Annotated in this window: 24 protein-coding genes and 2 tRNA genes; 17 read left to right on the forward strand and 9 right to left on the reverse strand. The window is 59.0% G+C overall.

Annotated features, from left to right (window positions below; translation table 11 throughout):
• Positions 1–85 precede the first annotated feature (85 nt).
• The 13 genes from LGH74_RS10280 to LGH74_RS10340 all read left to right on the forward strand — a co-directional run bounded on the left by LGH74_RS10280 (position 86) and on the right by LGH74_RS10340 (position 13444).
• Complete coding sequence (locus LGH74_RS10280; protein WP_226175376.1) at positions 86–667, forward strand: TetR/AcrR family transcriptional regulator; 582 nt, start codon at positions 86–88, stop codon at positions 665–667.
• A 90-nt stretch (positions 668–757) separates the two neighbouring features.
• Positions 758–1837 carry a 1,2-phenylacetyl-CoA epoxidase subunit PaaE gene (paaE, locus tag LGH74_RS10285; RefSeq protein ID WP_226175378.1) on the forward strand — a complete coding sequence of 360 codons (1080 nt, stop codon included), beginning with the start codon at positions 758–760 and terminating at the stop codon, positions 1835–1837.
• Between the two features lie 241 nt (positions 1838–2078).
• On the forward strand, positions 2079–3026 hold the full coding sequence (gene paaA / locus LGH74_RS10290) for a 1,2-phenylacetyl-CoA epoxidase subunit PaaA (protein ID WP_226175380.1): 948 nt from the start codon (positions 2079–2081) through the stop codon (positions 3024–3026).
• Positions 3027–3202: 176 nt separating this feature from the next.
• Complete coding sequence (paaB, locus tag LGH74_RS10295; RefSeq protein ID WP_226175381.1) at positions 3203–3490, forward strand: 1,2-phenylacetyl-CoA epoxidase subunit PaaB; 288 nt, start codon at positions 3203–3205, stop codon at positions 3488–3490.
• Between the two features lie 11 nt (positions 3491–3501).
• Positions 3502–4305, forward strand: coding sequence for a 1,2-phenylacetyl-CoA epoxidase subunit PaaC (gene paaC / locus LGH74_RS10300; RefSeq protein WP_226175383.1), 804 nt, complete (start codon positions 3502–3504; stop codon positions 4303–4305).
• Positions 4299–4805: a 1,2-phenylacetyl-CoA epoxidase subunit PaaD gene (gene paaD, locus LGH74_RS10305; RefSeq protein ID WP_226175384.1), complete on the forward strand. Its 507-nt coding sequence runs from the start codon at positions 4299–4301 to the stop codon at positions 4803–4805. Before paaC ends, paaD begins: the two co-directional genes overlap by 7 nt.
• A gap of 107 nt (positions 4806–4912) precedes the next feature.
• A complete protein-coding gene (locus LGH74_RS10310; RefSeq protein ID WP_226175386.1) occupies positions 4913–6094 on the forward strand; it encodes a 3-hydroxyacyl-CoA dehydrogenase NAD-binding domain-containing protein in 1182 nt (393 codons plus the stop codon).
• Positions 6069–6503: a hydroxyphenylacetyl-CoA thioesterase PaaI gene (paaI, locus tag LGH74_RS10315; RefSeq protein WP_226175388.1), complete on the forward strand. Its 435-nt coding sequence runs from the start codon at positions 6069–6071 to the stop codon at positions 6501–6503. Before LGH74_RS10310 ends, paaI begins: the two co-directional genes overlap by 26 nt.
• 126 nt (positions 6504–6629) lie before the next feature.
• Positions 6630–7835, forward strand: coding sequence for a 3-oxoadipyl-CoA thiolase (gene pcaF, locus LGH74_RS10320; protein WP_226175390.1), 1206 nt, complete (start codon positions 6630–6632; stop codon positions 7833–7835).
• Entirely contained in the window at positions 7832–8425 is a 594-nt protein-coding gene (locus LGH74_RS10325) for an acyltransferase (protein WP_226175392.1), read from the forward strand. Before pcaF ends, LGH74_RS10325 begins: the two co-directional genes overlap by 4 nt.
• 103 nt (positions 8426–8528) lie before the next feature.
• Positions 8529–10583 carry a phenylacetic acid degradation bifunctional protein PaaZ gene (gene paaZ / locus LGH74_RS10330; RefSeq protein WP_226175394.1) on the forward strand — a complete coding sequence of 685 codons (2055 nt, stop codon included), beginning with the start codon at positions 8529–8531 and terminating at the stop codon, positions 10581–10583.
• 68 nt (positions 10584–10651) lie between these two features.
• Positions 10652–11431 (forward strand): enoyl-CoA hydratase/isomerase family protein, encoded by a 780-nt coding sequence (locus tag LGH74_RS10335; protein ID WP_226175396.1) that lies wholly within the window; start codon positions 10652–10654, stop codon positions 11429–11431.
• A gap of 261 nt (positions 11432–11692) precedes the next feature.
• Positions 11693–13444 carry a tetratricopeptide repeat protein gene (locus LGH74_RS10340; RefSeq protein WP_226175398.1) on the forward strand — a complete coding sequence of 584 codons (1752 nt, stop codon included), beginning with the start codon at positions 11693–11695 and terminating at the stop codon, positions 13442–13444.
• Positions 13445–13538: 94 nt separating this feature from the next.
• On the opposite strand, the gene LGH74_RS10345 is transcribed toward LGH74_RS10340, so the two are convergent.
• Positions 13539–14771 carry an NADP-dependent isocitrate dehydrogenase gene (locus tag LGH74_RS10345; RefSeq protein ID WP_226175400.1) on the reverse strand — a complete coding sequence of 411 codons (1233 nt, stop codon included), beginning with the start codon at positions 14769–14771 and terminating at the stop codon, positions 13539–13541.
• A gap of 250 nt (positions 14772–15021) precedes the next feature.
• Between LGH74_RS10345 and LGH74_RS10350 the strand changes: the two genes are divergently transcribed.
• Positions 15022–16191 carry a glycoside hydrolase family 53 protein gene (locus LGH74_RS10350; protein WP_226175402.1) on the forward strand — a complete coding sequence of 390 codons (1170 nt, stop codon included), beginning with the start codon at positions 15022–15024 and terminating at the stop codon, positions 16189–16191.
• A gap of 84 nt (positions 16192–16275) precedes the next feature.
• Here LGH74_RS10350 and map read toward each other — a convergent pair whose 3' ends face one another.
• From map to mltG, 6 genes are all read right to left on the reverse strand, one after another.
• Positions 16276–17043, reverse strand: a complete 768-nt coding sequence (map, locus tag LGH74_RS10355; RefSeq protein ID WP_226175404.1) for a type I methionyl aminopeptidase — start codon at positions 17041–17043, stop codon at positions 16276–16278.
• 158 nt (positions 17044–17201) lie between these two features.
• Positions 17202–17286, reverse strand: a tRNA-Ser gene (locus LGH74_RS10360).
• A 67-nt stretch (positions 17287–17353) separates the two neighbouring features.
• Positions 17354–17440: transfer RNA gene (locus LGH74_RS10365), tRNA-Ser, on the reverse strand.
• Between the two features lie 160 nt (positions 17441–17600).
• The gene (locus LGH74_RS10370; RefSeq protein WP_226175406.1) at positions 17601–18542 is read right to left on the reverse strand and encodes a YihY/virulence factor BrkB family protein; all 942 of its coding nucleotides are present in this window, start codon (positions 18540–18542) and stop codon (positions 17601–17603) included.
• A 7-nt stretch (positions 18543–18549) separates the two neighbouring features.
• Positions 18550–19065 (reverse strand): acyl-CoA thioesterase, encoded by a 516-nt coding sequence (locus LGH74_RS10375; protein WP_226175408.1) that lies wholly within the window; start codon positions 19063–19065, stop codon positions 18550–18552.
• 424 nt (positions 19066–19489) lie between these two features.
• A complete protein-coding gene (gene mltG / locus LGH74_RS10380; RefSeq protein WP_226175410.1) occupies positions 19490–20563 on the reverse strand; it encodes an endolytic transglycosylase MltG in 1074 nt (357 codons plus the stop codon).
• Positions 20564–21028: 465 nt separating this feature from the next.
• Between mltG and LGH74_RS25085 the strand changes: the two genes are divergently transcribed.
• A complete protein-coding gene (locus LGH74_RS25085) occupies positions 21029–22024 on the forward strand; it encodes a T9SS type A sorting domain-containing protein (protein WP_226175412.1) in 996 nt (331 codons plus the stop codon).
• Between the two features lie 191 nt (positions 22025–22215).
• Positions 22216–22848, forward strand: a complete 633-nt coding sequence (locus LGH74_RS10390; protein WP_226175414.1) for an L-threonylcarbamoyladenylate synthase — start codon at positions 22216–22218, stop codon at positions 22846–22848.
• Between the two features lie 79 nt (positions 22849–22927).
• Here the strand turns inward: LGH74_RS10390 and LGH74_RS10395 are convergent, their stop codons facing one another.
• Positions 22928–23821 carry a lysophospholipid acyltransferase family protein gene (locus LGH74_RS10395; RefSeq protein WP_226175416.1) on the reverse strand — a complete coding sequence of 298 codons (894 nt, stop codon included), beginning with the start codon at positions 23819–23821 and terminating at the stop codon, positions 22928–22930.
• Entirely contained in the window at positions 23818–24690 is an 873-nt protein-coding gene (locus LGH74_RS10400; protein WP_226175418.1) for a hypothetical protein, read from the reverse strand. The genes LGH74_RS10395 and LGH74_RS10400 overlap by 4 nt, the downstream gene beginning before the upstream one ends.
• 189 nt (positions 24691–24879) lie before the next feature.
• Here LGH74_RS10400 and LGH74_RS10405 point away from each other — a divergent pair, with 189 nt between their 5' ends.
• Positions 24880–25500, forward strand: coding sequence for a WbqC family protein (locus LGH74_RS10405; protein WP_226175420.1), 621 nt, complete (start codon positions 24880–24882; stop codon positions 25498–25500).
• Positions 25501–25544 lie beyond the last annotated feature (44 nt).

Below are 25544 nucleotides of genomic sequence, written 5' to 3' on the forward strand. Positions count from 1 at the left end.
GGCGCACAGAAATTCGGGGCTTCTTCTAGCTTTACCCACCCAAACCGGCCAAGCCCGCCGTCTGCCTACTTTTTCCTGATGCTGAATGGCTAAGAAAGTCAAAACCAACAAACGACAGATTATCCTGGAAGAAGCCGCCAAGCTCTTCAAAGCCAAGGGATTCGGCGGTACTTCCATGCGCGACCTGGGCTCCCAGGTGGGCATGGAGGCGGCCAGCATGTACAACCACATCAGCTCCAAGGACGACATTCTGGAAAGCATCTGCTTTCACGTGTCGAACACCTATATCTCCCAACTCAACGAAATTGAGCAGCTGCCCGTCTCGTACGTCGACAAACTCAAGGCCCTGATCCGGCTCCATATCCGGCTCATGATTGAGGACGGCGCGGCCGTATCGGTGGCTAACAACGACTGGAAATACCTCAGCGACGACAAGCTGCAGCAGTTCAAAGACGCCCGCAAAACCTACGAAAAAGGCTTTGCCGAGCTCATTGAGCAAGGTATTGCGGCCGGCGAGTTTCAGCCCGTCAACGTGTCGGTGGCGCTGTTCACGATTCTGTCGGCTGTACGCTGGGTGGAGCTCTGGTACCGCCCCGGCCGGGGCATTTCGGCCGAGGAGCTGGAAGAAAATATCATGACCATCCTGCTGAATGGCTTGGCCAAGTGAAGCCGTTGTCAGTTGCTCGTTGCCAGTTGTCAGTTAGTGCTGGCGCCTGCTCCTAACAACTGACAACCAACAACTGACAACTAGAAGTACATGAGTCGATTTCATAAAGTCCGCATCAAGCGTATTACCAAGGAAACGCCCGACGCGGTAGTTGTGTCGCTGGATGTGCCCGCCGAGCTGCGCGACACGTTTCGTTTCACCCAGGGCCAGTACCTCACGTTCCGGCGTGAGCACAACGGCGAGGAACTACGCCGCTCCTACTCCATTTGCAGCAGCCCGCTGGAAAACGAGTGGCAGGTAGCCATCAAGAAAGTACCTGAAGGCCGCTTTTCGTCATTGGCTGTCGATTCCCTAAAAGTAGGCGAAGAGTTGGACGTAATGCCGCCGGCCGGCCATTTCTACACCGAGCTGCACCCCGAGCACGCCAAGCACTACGTCATGGTTGCGGCCGGCAGCGGCATTACGCCGGTGTTCAGCATCATCAAAACCGTGCTGCTGACCGAGCCGAATAGCCAGGTAACCCTGATTTACGGCAACCGGGGCCGCAACTCCATCATCTTCAAGGAAGGCATCGAGGCGCTCAAGAACAAGTTTTTGAACCGTCTGAGCGTGTACCACGTCCTGAGCCGGGAACAGGGTGCCACCGACCTGCTCTTCGGCCGCATCGACCAGGCCAAAACGGAGCTGTTCCTACAGAAAATCCTGCCCGCCGCCCAAATTGACGAGTGCTTTATCTGCGGCCCTGAAGAAATGATTCTGGGCGTAAAAGCGGCCCTGACCAATGCCGGGGTGGCCCCGGAGAAGATTCACTTCGAAATGTTTACCTCGGCGGGCAGCGGCAAAACCCAGTCCGGCCCCGCCAAGGTGCGGCCCGTGGGCGAAGACGACAAGCATAGCCAGGTAACCGTGCAGCTCGATGGCACGACGCGCATCCTGGAAATGTCGTACTATGGCAACACCGTGCTGGACGCCCTGCTCGAAACCGGCGTGGACGCGCCCTACTCCTGCAAAAACGGCATGTGCAGCACCTGCCGCTGCCGGGTGGTGGAAGGCACCGTGGAAATGGACGTGAACTACTCCCTATCCGACAAGGAAGTGGCCAAAGGCTATGTGCTGTCCTGCCAGGCCCGCCCGACTTCGGAGAAGGTGAAAGTGGATTTCGACCAGTAGAACGACAATTCCTCTCCTTCCTTCAAATTCCGCGCATCAAGCGGCGTAGGTGCCCGAAGGGCGGGGTGGCGAATCGTTGTTGTGTTGAACGAGTTTTGACTCTAGCTCTAACTATCGTTCTGCGGTTTCAACCTCCCCTAACCCCTCCTTATCTAAGGAGGGGAAGTAGCCGTAGATATGGAAACCCGATATTTTTCTTACTTTTAACTAACGAATGTTAGTTAAACATTGTTGAAAGCGCATGGAAACGGTAGAAATCAACCTCGAAGAGCAGTTTCAGGCCCGCATTGACGCGGACATCAGCATTGAGCCCAAAGACTGGATGCCCGACGCGTACCGTAAGACGCTGATCCGGCAGATTTCCCAGCACGCGCACTCTGAGCTGGTGGGGATGCTGCCCGAAGGCAACTGGATTACCCGCGCCCCGTCGCTGAAGCGGAAGTCCATTCTGCTAAGCAAAGTGCAGGACGAAGCCGGCCACGGCCTCTACCTCTACTCGGCGGCCGAAACCCTGGGTACTACGCGGGACCAAATGCTGGCCGACCTGCACTCAGGCAAAGCCAAGTATTCCAGCATTTTCAACTACCCAACTCTTTCGTGGGCTGATATGGGTACCGTGGGCTGGCTCGTGGATGGCGCCGCCATTCTGAACCAGGTGCCGCTGTGCCGCACCAGCTACGGCCCCTACGCCCGGGCCATGGTGCGGGTGTGCAAGGAAGAAAGCTTCCACCAGCGCCAGGGCTTCGAAATCATGCAGACGCTGTGCGAAGGCACGCCGGTGCAGAAGGAAATGGCCCAGGAAGCCCTGAACCGCTGGTGGTGGCCCACGCTGATGATGTTTGGTCCCAAAGACGCCGACTCGCCCAACACGGCTCAGAGCATGAACTGGCGCATCAAGCGCTTCACCAACGACGAGCTGCGCCAGAAATTCGTGGATATGATGGTGCCCCAGGCCGAGTTTCTGGGCCTCACCGTGCCCGACCCTGCCCTGAAGTGGAACGAAACCAAGCAGGGCTACGACTTTGGCGACGTGAACTGGGAGGAATTCTGGAACGTGGTGAAGGGCAACGGCATGTGCAACAAGGACCGTCTCGGGGCCCGCGTGAAAGCCCATGAGGAAGGCGCCTGGGTGCGCGAAGCCGCCCTGGCCCACGCCAAGAAGCGCGCCGAGCGGGCCGAGGCAGCGTAACCGTTTCGCCTCACCCCTAGTCCCTCTCCGAAAAGGAGAGGGGAACTAGCTTTTAGTTTTTCAGACACAAAAAACAGTCTTTCCCACTAGCCTACACTAGCCTCTAGCCAGCTAGAGCTAGTTTCCCCTCTCCTCTTTCGGAGAGGGGGCTAGGGGGTGAGGCGCACACCAGACCGATGACGCAATCCGAATGGCCGCTGTGGGAAGTTTTTATCCGCAGCAAGCAGGGCCTCGACCATAAGCACGTGGGCAGCCTGCACGCCGCCGACGCCACTATGGCCATCCAGAACGCCCGCGACGTGTACACGCGCCGCCTCGAAGGCATCAGCATCTGGGTGGTGGAAAGCAAGCACGTGCACGCCTCCAACCCCGACGACGCCGAGGCCTTCTTCGACCCGGCTAACGACAAAGTGTACCGCCACCCCACGTTCTACGACGTGCCGGCCTCCATCAAGCACATGTAATTCTGCGCCTTATGCAAGTTGCCCCTTCCGAAACGTCGGCCCTGAATAACTACGTGCCTGAGCTACGCCAGCAGCTGTTTCACTACGTGCTGCAGCTGGCCGATACCAGCCTGATTCTGGGCCACCGCCTCTCGGAGTGGTGCGGGCACGGCCCGGTGCTGGAGCAGGACCTGGCCATGGCCAACATTGCCCTCGACTTGCTGGGTGAAACCCGCAGCCTCTACCAGTACGCCGCCGAGCTGGAAGGCAAAGGTGGCACCGAGGACGACTTGGCGTTTCTGCGCATTGCCACCGAGTACCGCAACCCGCTGCTGGTGGAGCAGCCCAACGGCGACTTCGCCGCTACCGTTGCCCGCCAGTTTCTGTTCGACAACTTCCACTACCACTTTCTGCGGGAGCTGCACGCCAGCACCGATGAGCGCCTAGCCGCCATTGCCGAAAAGGCCGTGAAGGAAGCGGCCTACCACCTCAAATGGACCTCGGAGTGGCTGATCCGGCTGGGCGATGGTACCGAGGAAAGCCGACAGCGCCTCGACCAGGCCCTAGCCAGCCTCTGGCGCTATTCGGGTGAGCTGACGACCCCAACGGCTACCGAAAAAGCCCTGCAGGCCGCCGGCATCATTCCCGATTACGCCGGCCTGCTGCCCAAAATGGAAGCCCACCTGAACCACGTTTTCCAGGAAGCTACCGTGCCCGTGCCCCAGGGCGTGTTCATGATGACCGGTGGCAAGGAAGGCCGGCACAGCGAGCATCTGGGCTACATTCTGGCCGAGCTACAGTACATGCAGCGCACCTACCCGGGCATGAAATGGTAACAACGGCGCCCACGGAAGAACGCATCTGGCAGCTGCTGGAAGAAGTTTCGGACCCCGAAGTGCCCGTGCTCAGCATTCTGGATCTGGGTATCGTGCGCTCAGTGCAGGTTGAGGGCGAAAAAGTCACGGTCAGCATCACGCCTACCTACTCGGGCTGCCCGGCCATGAACACCATTGCCACCGATATCCGGCTGCGGCTGTTGGCCGAGGGCATTACCAGCGTCACGATTCACAACCAGCTCAGCCCCGCCTGGACCACCGACTGGATGAGCCAAGCCGGCCGCCAGAAGCTGGAAGCCTACGGTATTGCCCCGCCCGTGGATGGCACCGCTACCGGCCACGTGCTCAACCTCTTCGGCAAGGACACTGCCGTGCGTTGCCCGCTCTGTAAGTCCGACCACACCCACCTCGTTAGTCAGTTCGGCTCCACGGCCTGCAAAGCCCACTACCAGTGCGACGACTGCCACGAGCCCTTCGATTACTTCAAGTGCCACGCCTAAGGTGAAATTGTGAAGGGTGAAGTTGTGAATTGTTCTACCAGCAAGACTGACTCCACACTTTTCCCTTTTTTCATTTCGCCACTTCACAACCTCACCACTTCACCTTTATGGTTATCGGAATTATCGGCAGCGGCGCCATGGGCGCGGGAATTGCGCAGGTGGTAGCCACCGCCGGCCACACCGTGCGCCTGCTCGACCAGAACCGCCAGGCCCTGGACCGCGCCGGGAAGTCGATTCAGGGCAGCCTGGATAAGCTGACCGAAAAGGGTAAGCTGACCACGGAGAAGGCTGCCGCCATCTTCAGCCGCCTGCAGCTGACGGAGGACATCGGCGCTTTCAACGACTGTGAATTGGTGCTTGAAGCCATTGTGGAAGACTTGGCCGTGAAGCAGCAGCTGTTCCGGGAAGTGGAAATGCTGGTGCCCGACACCTGCATTCTGGCTTCCAACACGTCGTCGTTGTCTATTGCCTCTATTGCCGCTGCCTGCCAGAAGCCCGAGCGGTTTATCGGTATTCATTTCTTCAACCCTGCGCCCATTATGCAGCTGGTGGAAGTTATTCCGGCCGTGCAGACGCGTGAAGGATTGGCCGAAGAAGTGCGGGACTTAGTGCAGAGCTGGGGCAAGCTGCCGGTACTGACCAAGGACACGCCGGGCTTTATCGTGAACCGTGTGGCCCGCCCGTTCTACGGCGAGGCCATCCGCATTCTGGAAGAAGGCCTGGCCGACATGGCCACCATCGACAGGGCCATGACCGAGCTGGGCGGCTTCCGGATGGGCCCGTTTACGCTGATGGACTTTATCGGCCACGACGTGAATTACCGCGTGACGGAGTCGGTTTTCACCGCCTTTTTCTACGACCCGCGCTTCAAGCCGTCCTTCACTCAAAAACGTTTGTTCGAGGCCGGCTACTACGGCCGCAAGTCGGGCCGGGGCTTCTATAGCTACGCCGAGGGAGCCGTGCCGCCCGAACCCATCCGCGACGAAGCCCTGGGCCGCGCCGTGCTCAGCCGCATTCTGGCCATGCTCATCAACGAAGCCGCCGACGCACTAGCCATGAACGTGGCTTCGAAAAACGACCTGGAGTTGGCCATGACCAAGGGGGTGAATTACCCCAAAGGCTTGCTGGCCTGGGCCGATGAGCTGGGCCTCGAAAACGTGCTCCAAACCCTCGACGACCTCTACGACGAGTACCACGAAGACCGGTACCGCGCCAGCGCCCTGCTGCGCCGTATGGTGCGCCAGAATCAGACCTTTTTTCAGCATGAGTCAGTCGCCAGCCACCAATAACAGTGTGGCCGAAACCGTGAAGGAACGTATGCTCCGCCACGACACCTTTACCCAGCTGCTGGGCCTGGAAGTGGATGCGGTAGCACCCGGCTACTGCCGCCTGCACTTCACGGTGCGCCCCGATATGCTGAATGGCTTTCAGGCTCTGCACGGCGGCGTCACGTTTTCGGCCGCCGACTCGGCCTTTGCTTTTGCCTGCAACAGCCACGGCCGCCAGAGCGTGGGCCTCTCGGCCACCATCGACTACCTCGAAGCCGGCAAGCTCGGCGACGTCATCACCGTGGAAGCTCGTGAGGAAGGTCTCAAGCACAAAGTGGGCGTGTACGCCATTCGCCTTACCAACCAGCACGGCACGCTGCTGGCTTTGTTCAAAGGCACCGCCTACCGCACCAGCAACGAAATATTGTAATGCTAAAGTAACTGTCATGCCGAGAGAATTCGGAGCATTTCTCCCGCAGCAGTAATTCATTTTACCGTTGCAGGAGAGATGCTTCGACTTCACTCAGCGCGACGTTCTTGAAAAACAAAACACTCCATGAAGCAAGCCTATTTAGTTGACGGAATCCGGACGCCCATTGGTAACTTCGGCGGCACCCTCGCCACCGTACGCCCCGACGATATGGCCGCGCTGGTGCTGCAGGATCTGCTGAAACGCAACCCCACCGCCGACCCGGCCGCCATTGCCGACGTGATTCTGGGCTGCGCCAACCAAGCTGGGGAAGACAACCGCAACGTGGCCCGCATGGCCCTGCTGCTAGCCGGCCTGCCCACTTCGGTGCCCGGCGAAACCGTGAACCGCCTGTGCGCCTCGGGCCTCTCGGCCGGCATTGCCGCCGCCCGGGCCATCCAGAGCGGCGACGGGGACTTGTTCCTGGCCGGGGGCGTGGAGAGCATGACTCGCGCGCCCTTCGTGATGTCGAAGCCCAGCAAAGCCTTTGGCACCGACTCCAAAATGTACGATTCGAGCTTTGGCTGGCGCTTCGTGAATGAGAAGCTGGAAGCCATGTACGGCATCGACGCCATGGGCGAAACGGCCGAAAACCTGGTGGATCAGTACCACATCAGCCGCGAGGATCAGGACCAGTTTGCCTACGAGTCGCACCAACGGGCCGGCCGGGCCCGCGACTCAGGCCGCTTCGCCGCGGAAATCGTGGCCGTGCCCATTCCCCAGCGTAAGGGCGAGCCGGTGCTGTTTGCCCACGACGAGTTTATCAAAGCCGACACCACACTCGACGTACTGGCCAAGCTGCGACCCGCGTTTCGGAAGAACGGCTCCGTAACGGCCGGCAACTCCTCGGGCCTGAACGATGGCGCGGCGGCTTTGCTCTGGGCATCGGAAGACGGCCTCAAGCAGCACAGCCTTACGCCCCGCGCCCGGCTAGTGTCGATGGGTGTGGCCGGCGTGGAGCCCCGCACGATGGGCATCGGGCCGGTACCGGCCTCGCAGCTGGCTTTGAAGAAAGCGGGCCTCACGCTGGATCAAATGGATATCATCGAGTTCAACGAAGCCTTTGCCGCCCAAACGCTGGCTTGCGTGCGGGGCCTGGGCCTCGAAGGCAATGACCCGCGCATCAACCCCAACGGCGGCGCCATTGCCCTGGGCCACCCCCTGGGCATGAGCGGGGCGCGCATTCTGAACACGGCTGCTCTGGAGCTGCACCGGCAGCACAAGCGCTACGCCCTCATCACGATGTGCATAGGCGTGGGTCAGGGCTACGCGGCCATCATCGAGCGGGTATGATTTACTCCTTCAACGGCTTTATTCCGGTGGTGCACGAGTCGGCTTTCGTGCACCCGCAGGCTACGGTTACGGGCAACGTCATCATCGGCCGCAACGTGTACATCGGGCCGGGCGCGGCCATTCGCGGCGACTGGGGCCAGATTATCATCGAAGACAACTGCAACGTGCAGGAAAACTGCACCGTGCATATGTTCCCGGGCACCACTACGCGGCTCAAGGAAATGGCGCACATCGGCCACGGTGCCATTATTCACGGCGCCACCGTGGGCCGCAATGTGCTGGTGGGCATGAACGCCGTACTTATGGACCGGGTCGAAATCGGCGACGAGTGCGTGATTGGGGCCTTAAGCTTCATCAAGGCCGACGAAATCATTCCGCCCCGCAGCCTAGTAGTGGGCAATCCGCACAAGATCATCCGGCAGGTAACCGACGACATGCTGGCCTGGAAAACCCAGGGCACCCAGATTTACATGCAACTGCCCGCCGACTGCCACGCCACGCTGCAAGCTTGCGAGCCGCTACGCGAAGTACCCGCCGACCGGCCCGTGCAGCAAGCCAGCTACCAAACCTGGAATGAGCGCAAGCAGTAGCGCGAACTGTGTAGTTCGCGTACCCCACGCCGTTTCCACAATTGTCGTTCAACCACGCGAACTACACAGTTCGCGCTACTCCTCCCTCCTTTCCTCTCCCAATATGAAAACGCCCACCCTTGAAAACTACGCCCTGGGCCGCTGGATGCCCGGCACGGGCCAGTCGCAGGAGCTCTTCGATGCCAGCACCGGCGAGCTGATTGCCACCACCAGCAGCGAAGGACTCGACTACGCGGCCATGCTGGACTATGCCCGTCAGAAAGGCAACAAGGCCCTGCGCAAAATGACTTTTCATGAGCGGGGCCGAATGATCAAGGCCCTGGCCCTGCACCTCGACAGCAAAAAGGAGGACTTCTACACCCTCAGCTACCGCAGCGGCGCCACCCGCGCCGACTCCTGGATTGACATCGAGGGCGGTATCGGCAACCTGTTTGCCAATGCCTCGCTGCGTCGCAAATTCCCGGACAAGCCTTTCTACGTCGAGTCGGACCCGATTGCGCTGTCGAAAGCCGGCAACTTCATCGGCCACCACATCATGGTACCCAAGGAAGGCGTAGCTATTCACATCAATGCCTACAACTTCCCGATCTGGGGAATGCTGGAGAAAATTGCGGTAAACCTGCTGGCCGGTATGCCCGCCATTGTGAAGCCCGCCGTGCCTTCGGCCTACCTTACCGAAGCCGTAGTGCGCGAAATCATTGCCTCCAAAATCCTGCCCGAAGGCGCGCTGCAGCTCGTGTGCGGCACCGGCATCGGCATCCTCGACCACGTCACCTACCAGGATGTCGTTACCTTCACGGGCTCGGCCGAAACGGGCCGCAAGCTCAAGGGCCACCCGCGCATTCTCGCCGAAGCCGTGCCCTTCAACATGGAGGCCGACTCGCTGAACTCGGCCGTGCTGGGCCCCGATGCCGTACCCGGCACCGCCGAATTTGACCTGTTTATCAAGGAAATCCGCAAGGAAATGACGGCCAAGGCCGGGCAGAAATGCACCGCCATCCGCCGCGTTATCGTGCCCGAAAACCTGCTCGAAGATGTGCAGATTGCCCTCGGCAAAGCGTTGGCCCAAACCACCATCGGCCACCCGCAGGCCGAGGGCGTGCGCATGGGCGCGCTGGCCGGCATGGAGCAGGTGCGCAAAGTTCGGGAGCAGGTGCGCCACCTCGCCCAGCATACGCCCATCGTGTACGGCGACCTGGACAACGTGCAGGTTATCGGGGGTGACTGCAAAGTAGGCGCGTTTATGTCGCCCATCGTATTGTTGAATTCCGAGCCGTTCAAATTCACCGACACCCACGATATCGAAGCTTTCGGCCCCGTGGCTACGCTGATGCCCTACAAGGACGTGGATGAGGCCATTGCGCTGGCGAATCTGGGCAAGGGCTCCTTGGTGTGCTCGGTGGCTACCAACGACCCACGCACGGCCCAGGATTTCGTGCTGGGCGCGGCCACCCACCACGGCCGGATTCTGGTTATCAATGAGGAAGTGGCCAAGGAAAGCACCGGCCACGGCTCCCCCCTGCCCCTGCTCATCCACGGTGGCCCGGGTCGGGCCGGCGGCGGCCAGGAAATGGGCGGCATGCGCGGCGTGGAGCACTTTATGCAGCGCGTCGCCATTCAGGGCTCCCCGAGCATGATTACGGCCATTACGGAAGTGTATCAGCCGAAAGCCAAGCAAATTGAGCGCGACAAGCACCCGTTTCAGCACTACTTCGAGGAGCTGGAAATCGGGCAGACCTATACCACCCACCGCCACACCGTCACGGAAGCCGACATCACCAGCTTTGCCCAGGTGTCGGGCGACAATTTCTACGCTCACGTAGACGCTACTTCCCTGGAAGGCACGCTCTTTACGGGCCGTGTGGCCCACGGCTACTACATTCTGAGTAAGGCCGCCGGCATGTTCGTGGATCCGCGCAAAGGGCCAGTGCTGCTGAATTATGGCCTCGACGAGTGCCGCTTCACCAAGCCCGTGTACCCGGGCATGACCATCGGCGTGAAGCTGACCGTGAAGGAGAAAATTGGCCAGGAGAAGCGCGACGCCGAGGACGTTGCCAAGGGCATCGTGCGCTGGCTGGTGGACGTGAGCGACGAAACCGGCGAAACGGTGGCGGTGGCTACGATTCTGACAATGGTTAAGAAGAAGGATCAGGCATAGAATATCCCAACAATAGAACGTCATGTCGGCCAGCAGGAGACATGACGTTCATATTCCCAACCTCTCCCATGACAACCACCGATACCCTTTCCGCCGGCAAAGTCGAAGTAACCACCGACGCCCACGGCATCAGCACCGTTTCGTTTTTCCACCCCAGCCATAACTCCCTGCCTGGCGTGCTGCTCAACGAGCTGGCCCGTACCATTACTGCCACCGGCCAGAATGCCGCTACCAAAGTCATCATTCTGCGCAGTGAGGGCGAGCGGACGTTCTGCGCCGGGGCCAGCTTCGACGAGCTGATTGCCATTGAGGACGAAGCCCAGGGCTTGGCGTTTTTCTCGGGTTTTGCCCAGGTGATTAACGCCTGCCGCACCTGCTCCAAAATCATCATCGGCCGGGTGCAGGGCAAGGCCATTGGCGGTGGCGTGGGCGTGGCCGCCTCCACCGACTACTGCTTTGCCACCGCCCAGGCCGCCGTGAAGCTCAGCGAGCTGGTGGTCGGCATCGGGCCATTCGTGGTGGGCCCAGCCGTGGAGCGCAAAATCGGCAACGCGGCCTACACGCAACTGGCCCTGGATGCCGCCGAATTTCGCTCGGCTGAGTGGGCGCAGGCGCGGGGCCTCTACGCCGAAGTGCTAGCCACCACCGCCGAACTGGACCTAGCCGTGCAAACCTTCGCCGAAAAGCTGGCCACTTACAACCCCGAGGCCCTGACCGAACTGAAGCAGGTGTGCTGGCAGGGCACCGAGCACTGGGATACGCTGCTTCCTGAGCGGGCTGCCATCAGCGGCCGGCTGGTGCTGTCGGAATTTACCCGCGCAGCTATTGCGCAGTTTAAGAACCGCTGATCAGCCTTCTAGCACGTCAAAGCGCCCGTTTCCAGCAGTGGAAACGGGCGCTTTGGTGTTTAGACCAAGGTCAGTCGGCGGCAGAGCGACGAAGTTTCAGGGAGCGGGAAGGCCGTTACGAGTTGCATCTTTTTGAATATATTTATTAAGCCGCATACAGAGGTCACCGGGCGGCTTCGTGGTTTCGGCAGGCGGGCGAAAAGGCACTGCCGCCTGCCTATCCCGATTAAATGGTCATTTAACCACCTTTCGGTTCCGATCATGAAACAGCCGTTGCCTTATTGGTTTCTCTGCCTGCCGCTGGCTTTACTGAGTTGGAGTTGCAGCGAGAAGAAGGCCACCCCGTCCCGTAAGGCGCTCAATGAAATGAACCTCAAAGCGGGCAAGGTTATCATCTGTGGACTGCCCGACGCGCAGTTTGGTACGGTGCGTTTTCCCATTGCCTGTCCCGGCCCGGCCCAGGAAAGCTTCGGCCTGGGTCTCAAGCTGCTGCATTCCTTCGAGTACGAGGAAGCCGAGAAAGTCTTTGCCGGTATTATTCGCACTCAGCCTACTTGTGCCATGGCCTACTGGGGCGTGGCCATGAGCAATTTCCACCCGCTTTGGGCCCCGCCCACGGAAGCCGAGCTGCAGAAAGGCGCTAAAGCTGTGGCTATTGCCCGCGCCCTGCCGCAATTGCCGGCCCGGGAAGCCGATTACCTCGCCACCATTGCCGCCTTCTACCAGGACTGGCCTACCGTAGACCACCGGACGCGGTGCCTGCGCTTTGAGCAGGCCACGGAGCAGCTGGCCCAGAAGTACCCGGATGATAAGGAGGCCACCGTTTTTTACGCTCTGGCCCTGACGGCTGCCGCGGCCCCAACCGATACCACGTTTACCAAGCAGAAAAAGGCCGGCCGGATTCTGGCCGCCCTATACCCCGACAATCTGAACCATCCGGGCATCGTGCATTACCTTATTCACGCCTACGATACGCCCACGCTGGCCGTCCGGGCCCTGCCGGCTGCCCGCCGCTATGCCGCGGTGGCGCCTTCCTCGGCCCATGCCCAGCACATGCCCTCCCATATTTTCACCCGGCTGGGCCTCTGGACGGAGAATATTGAGTCGAATCTTGCCTCAGTAGCGGCGGCGCAGTGCTACGCCCAGCAAGCCGGCATAAAAGGCCACTGGGATGAGGAGCTGCACGGTCTCGACTACCTGATGTACGCTTACCTGCAGAAAGGCGAAAACCGCCTGGCCCGCCAGCAGTGGGACTATCTGCAAACCATCCAACAGGTTGAGCCGCTCACGTTTAAGGTAGCTTATTCCTTTGCCGCCATACCCGCCCGCTACCTGCTCGAAAACCGCAATTGGCCGGAAGCCGCCACCTTGCAAAGCCATGCCACCGACTTTCCCTGGGAAAAATTTCCGTGGCAGAAAGCCATTATCCATTTCGCCCGGCTAATGGGGGCGGCGCACACCCACAACCGGCCCGCCGCCCAAGCTGAGGTGCAGGAGCTGCGGCGGCTGCAGGCGCTTCTATTGCAACAGAAAGACGCCTACAAAGCTACTCAGGTCGAAATCCAGCTTACCAGTGGCCTGGCTTGGCTGGATATGCAGGACGGAAAACCCGAGCAGGCCCTGCGCCGGATGCGGGCCGCTGCCGACCTGGAAGACCGCACCGAAAAGCCCCCCGTAACCCCTGGCGAAGTACTGCCGGCACGCGAGCTGCTGGGCGACATGCTCCTGCAGTTACACCGGCCAAACGAGGCGCTGGCGGCCTACGAGGAGGATTTGCGCCGGCACCCCAACCGATTCAACGGGCTCTACGGCGCCGGGCTAGCGGCAGGGCAAATTGGCAATGAAGCCAAAGCCAACCGGTATTACCAACAGCTACTGACGCAGGCGTCCGGCTCTACCCGGCCCGAATTAAGCGCTGCCCGCCGTTTTCTAGCCGTCCATAGCCAGCCGACAGCAGCCAGTGATTCTCCGGTTCGGTATACTTCGTACGCGGCGCACCCAGCCAGCCGGTAGCCGTTACACAAGCAGCTGGCTACGAAACCGGCGCGGCACAAAAAAGCCCATCCGACTCGCGGATGGGCTTTTTCACTGGCAATTAGCGCGGCACTTATTGGCCCAGCTTAGCTTTCAGGTTCGTGTCCAGGGCTTCCAGGAACTCCTCGGTGTAGAGGTAGTCGCGGCCGTGCTCCACTTTGTTGCCGTGGATGCAGACGGCCAGGTCCTTGGTCATCTTGCCGCTTTCCACGGTTTCGATGCATACGGCTTCCAGCTTGTGGCAGAAGTCGATAAGCTCCTGATTGTCGTCGAGCTTGCCGCGGAACTCCAGGCCGCGCGTCCAGGCGAAGATGCTGGCAATGGGGTTGGTGGAGGTGGGCTTGCCTTTCTGATGGTCGCGGTAGTGGCGCGTCACGGTGCCGTGGGCCGCTTCGGCTTCCATGGTGCCGCCGTCGGGCGTTACCAGCGTCGAGGTCATCAGGCCCAACGAGCCGAAGCCCTGAGCTACGGTGTCGCTCTGCACGTCGCCGTCGTAGTTTTTGCAGGCCCACACGAAGTTGCCGTTCCATTTCAGGGCCGAGGCTACCATGTCGTCAATCAGCCGGTGCTCGTAGGTGATGCCGGCTTCCGTAAACTTAGCCTGGTAGTCCTGCTCGTAGATTTCCTGGAAGATGTCCTTGAAGCGGCCATCGTACTTTTTCAGGATGGTGTTTTTGGTCGACAAATACAGCGGCCAGCCTTTCATCAACGCCTGGTTGAAGCAGGCGTGGGCAAAGCCGCGGATGGATTCGTCGGTGTTGTACATGGCCAGGGCCACACCGTCGCTTTTGAAGTTGTAGACCTCAAACGATTGTGCTTCGCCGCCGTCTTCGGGCTGGAAGCTGATGGTGAGCTTGCCTTTGCCCTTGGTCACGAAATCGGTGGCGCGGTACTGGTCGCCGAAAGCGTGGCGGCCGATGCAGATCGGGGCCGTCCAGTTGGGTACCAGGCGGGGCACGTTGCTCATCACGATTGGCTCGCGGAACACGGTGCCGTCCAGAATGTTGCGGATGGTGCCGTTCGGCGACTTCCACATCTGCTTGAGGTTGAACTCCTTCACGCGCTCCTCGTCGGGCGTAATGGTGGCACACTTGATGCCCACGCCGTATTGCTTGATGGCGTTGGCCGCGTCGATGGTTACCTGGTCGTTGGTTTCGTCGCGGTACTCGATTCCCAGATCGTAGTACTTAATGTCCAGCTCCAGGTACGGGGTAATCAGCTTATCCTTGATGAATTTCCAGATGATACGCGTCATCTCGTCGCCGTCAAGCTCCACGACCGGGTTAGCTACTTTAATCTTTGCCATTGTTGAGAGTTTGGATTGAGCCCGCAATGTACACACGCCGCGTAGACCTACGTAGCGTCTGCTTTGCATTGAGGTCGTAATACGTAGCCGGGCCGGTATAGTCTAGCCGCCGGGCTCAAAGCTAGTTGGCCGTATCAAGCGCAAGGAGCGTTTCTACTGTACTTTTACCGCTGCCTGCTATCGTCCGACCCTTCCCTTTGCGCCAGGCTTGAGGCAAGTACCCATTTCCAGAGTCTAATCCAGTCATTGTATGCACAATCTATTTCGCCGGGCCGCGCTACGCAAAGCCCTGATAGTTGGCGCCACCTTGTGCTCCACGCTTTTCCTGACCCCGGCCGCCACGGCCCAGAGCTTTGCCAAAGGCGCCGACGTGGGTTGGCTGCAGCAGATGGAAGCCACCGGCTACGTGTTCTACAACGACCAGGGCGTGGCCCAGGACTGTTTCCAGATCCTGAAAGACAAAGGCATCAACTCCATTCGGCTGCGCGTGTTCGTTAATCCTTCCAACGACAAAGCAAGCGGCCATTGCAGCCCGGCCGAAGTGGTAATGATGGCCAAGCGGGCCAAAAATCTGGGTTTCCGCCTCATGATTGACTTCCACTACAGCGACACCTGGGCCGACCCGGCCAAGCAGGCCAAGCCCGCCGCTTGGGCCAGCCACCCATTTCCACAGCTAATGCAGGATGTGTACGACCACACCTTCAGCGTGATGACCAGCCTGAAGGCCAGCGGCGTCACCCCCGAATGGGTCCAGATTGGCAACGAGATACCCAATGGCATGATGTGGCCCGAGGGCAGCACCACTAACTTCAGCCAGCTTACCCAGCTCATCAATAAGGGCTATGACGCGGTGAAGGCCGTGAGTGCCAGCTCGAAGGTAATTGTGCACCTCGACCGGGGCAACGACAGTGCCCTGTACCGCTCGTTCTTCGACAATCTGACCGCCAACAAGGGCAAATACGACGTCATCGGCATGTCGTACTATCCTTTCTGGCTGAAGCAGGATTACACGGCCTCCATCGACAACCTGCAGGCCAACATGAACGACATGGTAAGCCGCTACGGCAAAGAAGTAATCATCACCGAAGTAGGCGGCGACTACAAGCTGCCGCAGAATACCTACGACATGCTGGTGGCCGTCATCAAGGCTACCCAGGCGGTGCCCAACGGCAAGGGGCTGGGGGTGTTTTACTGGGAGCCGCAAGGCGCCAAAAGCTGGAGCGGCTACCAGCTCAGCGCCTGGGGCGACGATGGCCGCCCCACCCCGGCGCTCAACGCCTTCCTCTACGACAACCGGCTGACCAATCCCGGCCTCAAGCCCAATACATCACCCCGCAAAAGCCAGCCGGCTAAGCCTGCGCCTAAGCCAAAACGCGCCAGCAAAACAACGCCTGCTGGCTCCGCAAAGCCGGTTCGGTAACAACTTACTACCAAATAAAAAGGGCCGCAGCAACTGTAATATACAGTGCTGCGGCCCTTTTCGGGTACAGTTGGCAGCTAAGAGCTAGTCCCAGATGCCGTTGGCCGAGGTAAGGATCAGGGGCTGGCCGTCGGTGACTACCAGCGTGTGCTCGTGCTGGGCCACAAAGCTGCCATCTTTGGTAGCCAGCGTCCAGCCGTCGTTGTTGAGTTGGTGGGCAAAGCTGGCGCGGGTAGAAATGAATGTTTCGACGGCTACCACCGAGTTCTTCTTGAAACGCTTCAGGTTGTGGCGGTCGTAGTAGTTGGGAATTTCGCTGGGCTCCTCGTGCAGGCTGCGCCCGATGCCGTGCCCCACGAGGTTTTTGATGACGCGGAAGCCGGCTTTGCGGGCTTCGGTTTCAATCAGTCCGCCAATATCGGCGATGCGCACCCCGCCCCGGATGCGGCTGATGGCCGTGCGCAGGATCTGCCGAGAGGCATCTACCAAAGGCTGGTGCTGATGTATGTCGGTGCCGAGCACAAATGAGCCACCGTTGTCGGCCCAGTAGCCGCCCTTCTCCGCCGACACGTCGATGTTGACTAGGTCGCCTTCCCGCAGCACTTTATGCGCCGCCGGAATGCCGTGCGCCACTTCCTGATTGACGCTGATGCACGTCCAGCCCGGGAAGCCGTAGGCAAGGCGCGGGGCCGAGCGGGCGCCCATCGAGGTCAGCAGGCGGCCGCCGTATTCGTCCAGCTCCTTGGTGCTCATACCGGGCTGGGCGTAGGCGCGCATCTGCTGGAGAGTATTGGCCACGGCGGCGCTGATCTGCTGGAGGCCGGTCAGCTCGGCTTGGGAGGTGATGGACATGGCAAGGAGTTGGTTGTCGTAATTCAGTTGGGGCTAGTGCCCTATTCCTAAAGGAGGAATGTGCCCAACACAGAGCAAACATGCAAGATTCATTCTGCGTTTTTTGTTCCTACCAAAAACGAAAAACCCCGCTTGCGTAATGCAAACGGGGTTTTCTGTAGAGAGCGAGGGATTCGAACCCCCGGAGGTTTAACCCTCAACGGTTTTCAAGACCGCCGCAATCGACCACTCTGCCAGCTCTCTAGATGTGGTAAATACGCGTGTTCGTGGTAAAAAAGCAGTTGCCGCACGATCTGCGGCAACGAACGAGTAGAGAGGGGGGGATTCGAACCCCCGATACCCTTGCAGGTATAACGGATTTCGAATCCGTCGCATTCGACCACTCTGCCACCTCTCTATAAGGTTGTAATGAATGGTTTCGGGACGACAAAAGTAATAGGCCACCGTTAGCAGACAATACCGCCAACGTATTTTTTTTGCTTTTTTCTGGTCAAAAAAAGCCTTTCTGCTTCATGCTGACCAGCATTCCAACGTGTTAGCAATTCACGCTGAACGTCTTATCGGGTTTTCAGCCGCCCGGTCACGGCATCGATGCTCACGTTGACTTCGAAGCCCAGAATCAGGGTCATGCACACGAAATCGAGCCACACCATGAAGCCTACGAGCGTGCCGATGGAGCCGTAGAAGTGGTTGTAGCTGTCGAAAATCTTGACGTAGAGAATAAACAGGAACGAGACCAGAAAGATGAGCAGCGTGGCCACAATGGCCCCGGCCGAGAGAAACGGCCATTTGTCGTGTACCGGTGGCACGTAGTAGTACACCAGGCAGGTAGTGAGCAGAAACAGGCCCACTACCGAGCCGTACTTTAGAATCGAAATAAGCTGGCTGGTGAACTGCTCGGGCACGATTTCGTGGAACACCAGCGCGTCGATGATGTAGGTACCGAAGAAAATGCCGGCAATGGCAAACAGCAGCACCGACGACAGCACGATGGTGAGCAGCGTGGCAATGACGCGCTTGCGCAGATACGTGCGCCGCTTGAACGACGGATATTTCTTCTCAAACGCGTCGAGCAAAGCCATGATGCCGTTGGAGCTGAGCACCAGGGCCGTGGCAAAACCGAACGAGAGCAAGCCCCCATGCGGAATGTTCACGATATCCTCAATGGTGCCCGACACGGCCAAATACATTTCCCGCGGTATCAGGTCGCCCAGAAACTGCAGGATGTCCACGTTCAGGTTGGGCACCGGAATGTAGGGAATCAGGGTGAAGAGGAAGATGATGGTCGGAAACAGGGCCACCGTAAAGTTGAAGGCCATGTAGCTGGCCCGCTTGGTGATGCTGTCGAGTTTCAGCTCCTGAATCATCCTGTCCACCACGTCGTAGACCGAGGCGCGGCCGTGGGCAATGTGCAGCTGCTTGAGCCACACGATAAACTTGCGGTAGGAACGCCGGCGGCGCACGTCGGGCAGGTGGTAGCGGCGAACGGGCAGGCGCATTGCCATCTTACTCGGTGGGTTGGGCGGGCTTGTTGGGAATGAAAGCAGCGGCGGCCGGGGCTTCGGCAGGCAGCTTCTGGGCGGCGGGCGTCACGGGGCCCACCAGCTCATCATCGGTAAAATACGGGGCCAGCTTGCTCTGGATTTCGGCCGGAATCGGGACGGGGCGGCCCGTGGTGGTGCTTACAAACACCATCAACGTGTGGCCCTCAGTGAGCAGTTCCTGGGCCTCGTTGTAGATTTCGTACTCAAACAGCACCCGTGAGCCTTCGGCGGGCTGCTTCAGCATGAGGCGCACCGTGAGCAGGTCGTCATAGCGGGCCGGGCGCCGGAACCGGGTGCGGATTTCCCCCACCGGCATGCCTACGCCGTCGGCCTCCAGATCTTTGTAACGGATGCCGAGCTGCCGAAAGGCCTCGGTCCGGGCCACTTCAAAAAACGCCGCGTAGTTGCCATGATAGACGTAGCCCATCTGGTCGGTTTCGGCGTAGCGCACGCGGATCTGGGTGTCGGAGCTATACATGAAAGAAATGAGGTTACGGGTGAAAGGTTGAAAGTTCTTGGGTCACGTTTCACCAGCAGATGTACATTCCAGGAACGGAAAAGCTACATACGTAAAGCAGCGCTGTAAGAAAAACCAGTCCAACAAGCAGTAAACGGCGGCGTATAGTTGGCGCATACCAGATAGTAAGTCCCGCAAAAGGCACCCATACCGCCGCTACCAACACCGACGCAGCTACTGCCAAACAAGAATTGCTTTTGATAGTGTGCATAAAGCTTGGAGCACCTGCAGGCAGGTTTCCCAGCCCATCCCCATGATAATATTCTGACTGATAGAAGAAATACAGAAAGCAGTACACGCTGAAAATACTTAACAGCATCAGCAGCGCAGTATGTATTCTTTCGATTCTCTTAATTGTCAGTTCCTGCATGGCTGCACTCAATACTTACTTCATAATCCCGGCGCGGCTCAGGGCGGCTTGGTAGCGGCGGGCGTTTACGAGGTGGCCGGCCTCGTTGGTGGCAAAGGCGTGGTAGCCGCTGAAATCCTCCTTGGCGCAGAAATACAGGTAGTTGTGCTCCTCGGGGTTCAGCACCGCGTCGATGCTAGCAATGCTGGGCAGGTTGATGGGACCGGGCGGCAGACCGGCGTATTTGTAGGTGTTGTAGGGCGAATCCTTCTGCAGATGCACGTTCAGCACCCGCTTGATGGTGAAGTCATTGTTGGCATACACCACCGTGGGGTCGGCCTGCAGCTTCATGCCACGCTTAAGGCGGTTGAGGTACACGCCCGCCACGCGGGGCCGCTCGTCGGCGTGCTGCTGCTGCTCGGCCTCCACGATGCTGGCCAGCGTACTGACCTGGGCGCGGGTGAGGTCAAACTTTTTGCGCTTGGCATCCCGGGCCGGCGTCCAGAACTTCTCGTACTCCTTTTTCATGCGCTGCATGAGGTTGTCGGCCGAGGAGTTCCAGTACAGCTCGTAGGTATTCGGGATGAACATGGTCATGATGTTCGTCGTGTCGAAACCTAGGCTTTTGGTGTATGTGGGGCTGCTCAGCAGCGAGTCGAACTGGCCGGGGCGGGTGTCGATGGCGGTGCTGAGCTTGCGGGCCAGCTCCTGGCGCAGGCGGATGTTCTGAAACGTGAGCTTCAGCGGCGACTGGCGACCGGCCCGCAGGTCGGAAATCAGCTGGCGGTTGGTGTAGCCGTCCTTCAGCTCGTAGCGGCCGGGCTTCACCAGCTTGTCATATTTCATCAGGCGGGCTACGAAGTACATCGAAAGCCGGTCGACAATAACGCCGGTCTTGTCGATGGAGTCGAGCACGGCCTTGCTGGTTTGGCCGCGCCGCACCAGCACGTAGGTTGGCCGGCCCTTGGTTTCGACGTTGGGCGTGAAGAAAACCTGGTAGAAATAGTAGAAGAAAGTAATGAAAATGATGCCCAGCACGCCGGTGGTATAGGCGAAGCGGTTACGACGCTTGAGCGCCTGGGCTTTGTAGTCGATGCGGGGTTTGGTCATTGCAAACGAAGAGCGAGTCAGAATGTCAGAATGATGCGAAGAAGCGCAACGGGCTACCACAGCAGTAGCGGCGCGGAGCTTTCCGCATCAAAAGTACGCCTTATCGGTTGTTCCACCATTCTCGCTGCAGTCCGGCAATAGTCCAGCGCCGCGCAAAGCTATTCCTTGCTGGTTGCGGCTAACGGTATCGGTAGAGAAGCTGGCTTTTGGGGCAAAAAGGCTAACATAGCAGTTATTGCATACTTCATCATACACCCGCAGAGCAATGATAACTTACTGGTAACATTGGGGCAAGACACACAAAATTTGGGGGTTGCGTGGTATTAACTTAGTTTTAGCTCGAAACCTGCGTATACCGCACTTTTCAGAGCTTTGTCATTTCCTTACCTTAGCCTCCGGTTCGAGGCGTGGGTCCAACCAACGGCTTCATTTCACTTTTACTCTCACTTTTTCCAACTGACTATCGTGGCACTCTTTACTCCTACTCTTGCGCAGCTGCGCATTCTGCCCGTGGCTGCCCTGCTGCTCAGCTTCTCGCTCTCGGCCCAGGCTCAGACTCCAATCGCCATTACGGGCGGCACCAGCGTTTATCGTCAGGATTTTGATGGTATGACTCCTACGGGCATCACCTATCCTACTGGCTGGACTGGTGTCCGGTTTGCTGGCTCCGGCGCCGCTGGTGAAACGCTGGCTCCCACTGTTCTGACAGCTACCAGCGCATCGGGAGCCGTATACAATGCCGGCACCAGCGGTGGTGCTACCGACAACGACCGGGCGCTAGGCGGTTTGGCTTCGGGCAGCACGGTTCCTGTTTTCGGCGCTGTGTTCACCAACAGCAGCGGAGCGGCTATTACGCGCCTGACCATCACGGCCCGCCATGAGCAGTGGCGCGCCGGCGACAACGCCAACGTTGAAACGACGGCCTTCGAATACAGCCTCAATGCAACGGGTATCAACTCGGCCGGTGCTACCTGGACGCCAGTAACGGCTCTGGATCTGGTAGAGCTCAACAATACGGCTCCCGTAGGCAGCATAGACGGCAACGCCGCTGCCAACTCTAAGTTCATTGGTGGTGTAGTGACGGGCCTGACCTGGCCTGCCGGCACTACTATGTGGATTCGCTGGAGAGACAACAACGACTTCGGTGCTGATGCCGTTTTGGCCGTTGACGACTTCGCCCTGGCTACCGGCAACACCACGCTGGCCAACCAGAACAAGGCCCTGCAAAGCGCCCTGAACATTTTCCCGAACCCCGCTACTAACCGCATTACCCTGCAGGTCGGCAAAGAGGGCGTTGGTGCTTCAGTTGAAATCTTCAACGCGCTGGGTCAGCGGGTGCAGCAGGCTACGGCCAGCCAGGAGGCCTTCGGCCTCGACGTATCGGCGCTGCGTACCGGTGTCTACACCGTGCGGTTCACCACCGCCGGCGGCACGGCTACCCGCTCGTTCGTGAAGCAATAAGCATTTGTACTTCGCTTTCAAAAAGCCCTGGCCGCTCTGGCCGGGGCTTTTTTTATGGCTTTTCTGAGCTCACAGGGTAACCCTACCGACAAAATGTGCGAATGAGTGGTAGTTGTGTAGCGCAGCGACTACCTTGTCCTGCCCCAAACGCCGCCGGCGTTTTTGTTTTCTCACCTCTTCCCTACCCCGCTATGGCCGCCACGCTGCTCCGCATCCACCCCGACAACCCGCCCCAAAACCGTATTCAGCAAGTTGTGGAGGTGCTCCGCAAAGGTGGCATCATTATATACCCCACCGATACGGTCTATGGTATCGGCTGCGACATTCACAATGCCAAAGCCGTGGATAAGCTCTGCCGCATCAAAGGGCTGAATCCGGATAAGGCCAACCTCAGCTTTATCTGCTCCGACCTTTCCCACATTGCCGATTACGCCCACGGTATTACCACGCCTACCTACAAGGTCATCAAGAAGGCCCTGCCCGGTCCGTTTACCTTTATCTTCGAGGCCAGCTCGAAAGCGCCCCGCCAGGGCGGCAACAAGCGTAAAACCGTCGGTATCCGGGTGCCCGACAGCACCATCATCATTCAGTTGGTAAAAGAACTGGGCAACCCCATCTTCAGCACGTCGGTGCGGGAAGATGAAAACACGCTCGACGAGTACGTAACTGACCCCGACCTGATTTTCGAGAAATACCGGCTGCTGGTGGATCTGGTCATCGACGGCGGCTTCGGCGGCAACGTACCCAGCACCATCATCGACTGTACCAACGACGACTTCGAGCTGGTGCGTCAGGGTGCCGGCGACATCGAGCAATATCTGTAAGACAGTAAAATGGCGGGGTTGAGGTTCTGGATGGCGCAAAATTGCTCATCCAGAACCTCAACCCCGCCATTTTACTATCTCACCTCTTGTGCTTCCAGCGGCGGTGCGTCCATAAGTAGCTGGCCGGCTGCGCCTGAATATCCCGCTCCAGATGGCGGGCAAAGGCCTCCGTTACCACGTTAGCGTCCTTATCCAGAGGCGAGTTGCCGTCGTGCAGCGGCAGAATTACCAACTCGTAATAGCCCCGCTTCACGCGTTTGATATTGACGTAAACCACCGGGCAGTTGAACTGCGAGGCTAGTCGGTCGGCGCTGCTGTAGAAGCTGGTATCCTGGTTGAGAAAGTTGGTCCAATACGGGCGGTCTTCGGGCCCGGCGGCCTGGTCGGTGAGCATGCTCATGGCCCGGCCCTCGGTGCGCCGCCTGACTAGGTCGCGCAGCGTGTCGCGCATCGGAATCAGGTGGGCCCCGCTGCGGGTGCGCAGCCGGTAGAGAAACTCCTCGAAAAACGGGTTGCTGAGCGGCTTGTATACCCCGTACGCCCGGCCCGGAAACTCCAGCGCCCCGGAAGGCAGAATCCACTCCCAGTTGCCCGCGTGCGAGCCCAACGCCAGCACCGTGCGCCCTTGTGCAAATGGCCCCGACAGCAGCTCCGGGTTACGAATCGTTACCCGCCGCCGTAGTTCTATCTCCGACATGGCCGCCAGCTTCAGAATTTCGACCATCACCTGCGCGAAATGCCAATAGAACTCCTTCCTGATTTGCTGAATCTCAGCAGCTGTTTTTTCCGGAAACGAGTTGCGCAGATTTTCCAAAACGACCCGCTTGCGGTAGCCCACCACGTAGTTCATCAGCAGATATAGCCCCCCGGCCAAGCCGTACAAGACGGAAAGCGGTAGGTAGGCCAGGCCCGTCAGAAGCCAGTCGAAGGGCCGATAGTACCAAGGGTAGTTGCGGGCAGTGCTTGTTGTCATTGAGGAGCTACAACGCCCGCCGGGGCGTATTCGGCCACGTTACGGTGCAGACGCGCATTTTTAGAGGAGAGAATTTTGTTTTTGGTGTCGCGCATTTCTATGGTTAGCGTATAGTCGCCGGCAGGCAGTTTGCTCATATCCAGCTCGCCCACGACGGGCGTACTCTGGCCGGCCTGGCCCCGAATGGCGACGTTCGTTACCAGCACATCCTTCGTTGCACCTTCCGAGCGCAGCCGGTAACGTGCCTGGGCCGTTTGCTCAGGCTTAGAGTTGTAGAGCTCAGCGTAGAAAAACACCTTGTCGGCACCACGGCCATAGAGCCCACCCGGCGCCCGGGTAAGGCTGTAGCCACCGCGGGCAAAGTTACTCGGCTCCGACGATTTTGCCGCCGCCCGAGCCAATAGCACTACATCACTCAGCGCCAGCGCCTTGCCGGCCGACTCTACTACCAGCGGCTGTTCTACCACGTTGTTCTGGCCCTTACGGTACTGGTCGCGCACTTGCCCCCGGAGCGTATACTTACCGTCTGGCAGCAGAATCCGCTTCTGGAAGCTGACCGGGTTTTTTAGGCTGATGGAGGTGTCGCTCAGCACTGGCGGCTTTAGCGTGATAGTTTCTTGGTAGGCGGCCGAGCCATCTTCCCGAATTATTTCCAATGTCACGCTGGCCGCCGCCTGAAACACTTTGGGTGCCCGCCGCTTATAGGTGAGCGACTGGCCGGGCACGGTGGCATACAGCTCAATCACGGCGCCTTTCACGGCCATATCCTCGTTGCGGAAACGGGCGACATCAAGCAACAGCTGGGGCGGCACGGCGGCGTAGGCCGTCAGGGAGAAAAACAGAGCGAGTACTAGCAGACAGGCACGCATAATGTCAGGTTGACGTAATATGGGAGGACAACGTTCAGCCCAGAAGCAGTTTTGAGAAGCTAATGGTTCAGCCCTCAAACCGTGCCCAATGATTTTGAAAAAGTATTTACATTCCTTATAGGGCAAATACTATTTTTTCCTTTATTTCTTGCGGCGTATTCTATCTAATCTGCCTCTTCTCCCCTGCCAGTGCCCATCCTTTTCGAATCCCAGTACAATCCGCCCGCCCAGTTCTTTGCCGAGTTGGCCGGCCACGATGCCCTCTGGCTGGAGCGCCACGACAACTACCGCAAGCAAACCTACCGCAACCGTTGCCTGATCCTAACGGCCCAGGGCGTGAAGCCCCTTACGGTGCCCGTTATTGATGGCAACCGCAGCGAAAAGGTGCTCACCTCGGCCATTGAAATAGACTACCGCCAGAACTGGGTACACCAACACTGGCGTGGGCTGCAAACCGCTTACGGCGGCACGCCGTACTTTGAGTACTACGCCGACTATCTGCACGACATCTACGTACAGAAGCCTGCCCTACTGTTTGATCTGAATCTGGCTTTTCTGCGGTTTTACCTGCGCTGCCTGCGGTTGCCGACTCCCGTGGAGTTTACCACCGAATATCACGCTCACTACGACTCCCCCATCGTGCTCGACCGGCGCGATTGTCTGACACCCAAAGCTGCTTTGGCCCCCGAACCTGACAGGAAGTCGGTAAGACCATATCTACAGACCTTTGGTAAAGATTTTGTACCGGGACTCAGCATCTTAGACCTGCTTTTTATGCAGGGACCGGCCGCCGGCAGTTTTCTTGCGTAGTGCAGTTACTGCCTCCGAACCTTCGCCCGTATTTACCTGTTTTC

This window comes from Hymenobacter lucidus (assembly GCF_020447265.1).
Taxonomy (GTDB): Bacteria; Bacteroidota; Bacteroidia; order Cytophagales; family Hymenobacteraceae; genus Hymenobacter; species Hymenobacter lucidus.

Bases quoted from the DNA above. Each gene is read 5' to 3' on its own strand.
- pcaF (WP_226175390.1), top strand. From the start codon at position 6,630: ATGAAGCAAGCCTATTTAGTTGACGGAATCCGGACGCCCATTGGTAAC.
- LGH74_RS10340 (WP_226175398.1), top strand. From the start codon at position 11,693: ATGAAACAGCCGTTGCCTTATTGGTTTCTCTGCCTGCCGCTGGCTTTA.
- LGH74_RS10325 (WP_226175392.1), top strand. From the start codon at position 7,832: ATGATTTACTCCTTCAACGGCTTTATTCCGGTGGTGCACGAGTCGGCT.
- paaB (WP_226175381.1), top strand. From the start codon at position 3,203: ATGACGCAATCCGAATGGCCGCTGTGGGAAGTTTTTATCCGCAGCAAG.
- LGH74_RS10310 (WP_226175386.1), top strand. From the start codon at position 4,913: ATGGTTATCGGAATTATCGGCAGCGGCGCCATGGGCGCGGGAATTGCG.
- LGH74_RS10350 (WP_226175402.1), top strand. From the start codon at position 15,022: ATGCACAATCTATTTCGCCGGGCCGCGCTACGCAAAGCCCTGATAGTT.
- paaA (WP_226175380.1), top strand. From the start codon at position 2,079: ATGGAAACGGTAGAAATCAACCTCGAAGAGCAGTTTCAGGCCCGCATT.
- LGH74_RS10370 (WP_226175406.1), bottom strand. From the start codon at position 18,542: ATGCGCCTGCCCGTTCGCCGCTACCACCTGCCCGACGTGCGCCGCCGG.
- LGH74_RS10345 (WP_226175400.1), bottom strand. From the start codon at position 14,771: ATGGCAAAGATTAAAGTAGCTAACCCGGTCGTGGAGCTTGACGGCGAC.
- paaI (WP_226175388.1), top strand. From the start codon at position 6,069: ATGAGTCAGTCGCCAGCCACCAATAACAGTGTGGCCGAAACCGTGAAG.
- LGH74_RS10395 (WP_226175416.1), bottom strand. From the start codon at position 23,821: ATGACAACAAGCACTGCCCGCAACTACCCTTGGTACTATCGGCCCTTC.
- LGH74_RS10335 (WP_226175396.1), top strand. From the start codon at position 10,652: ATGACAACCACCGATACCCTTTCCGCCGGCAAAGTCGAAGTAACCACC.
- paaZ (WP_226175394.1), top strand. From the start codon at position 8,529: ATGAAAACGCCCACCCTTGAAAACTACGCCCTGGGCCGCTGGATGCCC.
- LGH74_RS10400 (WP_226175418.1), bottom strand. From the start codon at position 24,690: ATGCGTGCCTGTCTGCTAGTACTCGCTCTGTTTTTCTCCCTGACGGCC.
- paaC (WP_226175383.1), top strand. From the start codon at position 3,502: ATGCAAGTTGCCCCTTCCGAAACGTCGGCCCTGAATAACTACGTGCCT.
- paaE (WP_226175378.1), top strand. From the start codon at position 758: ATGAGTCGATTTCATAAAGTCCGCATCAAGCGTATTACCAAGGAAACG.
- paaD (WP_226175384.1), top strand. From the start codon at position 4,299: ATGGTAACAACGGCGCCCACGGAAGAACGCATCTGGCAGCTGCTGGAA.
- map (WP_226175404.1), bottom strand. From the start codon at position 17,043: ATGTCCATCACCTCCCAAGCCGAGCTGACCGGCCTCCAGCAGATCAGC.
- LGH74_RS10390 (WP_226175414.1), top strand. From the start codon at position 22,216: ATGGCCGCCACGCTGCTCCGCATCCACCCCGACAACCCGCCCCAAAAC.
- LGH74_RS10375 (WP_226175408.1), bottom strand. From the start codon at position 19,065: ATGTATAGCTCCGACACCCAGATCCGCGTGCGCTACGCCGAAACCGAC.
- mltG (WP_226175410.1), bottom strand. From the start codon at position 20,563: ATGACCAAACCCCGCATCGACTACAAAGCCCAGGCGCTCAAGCGTCGT.
- LGH74_RS10280 (WP_226175376.1), top strand. From the start codon at position 86: ATGGCTAAGAAAGTCAAAACCAACAAACGACAGATTATCCTGGAAGAA.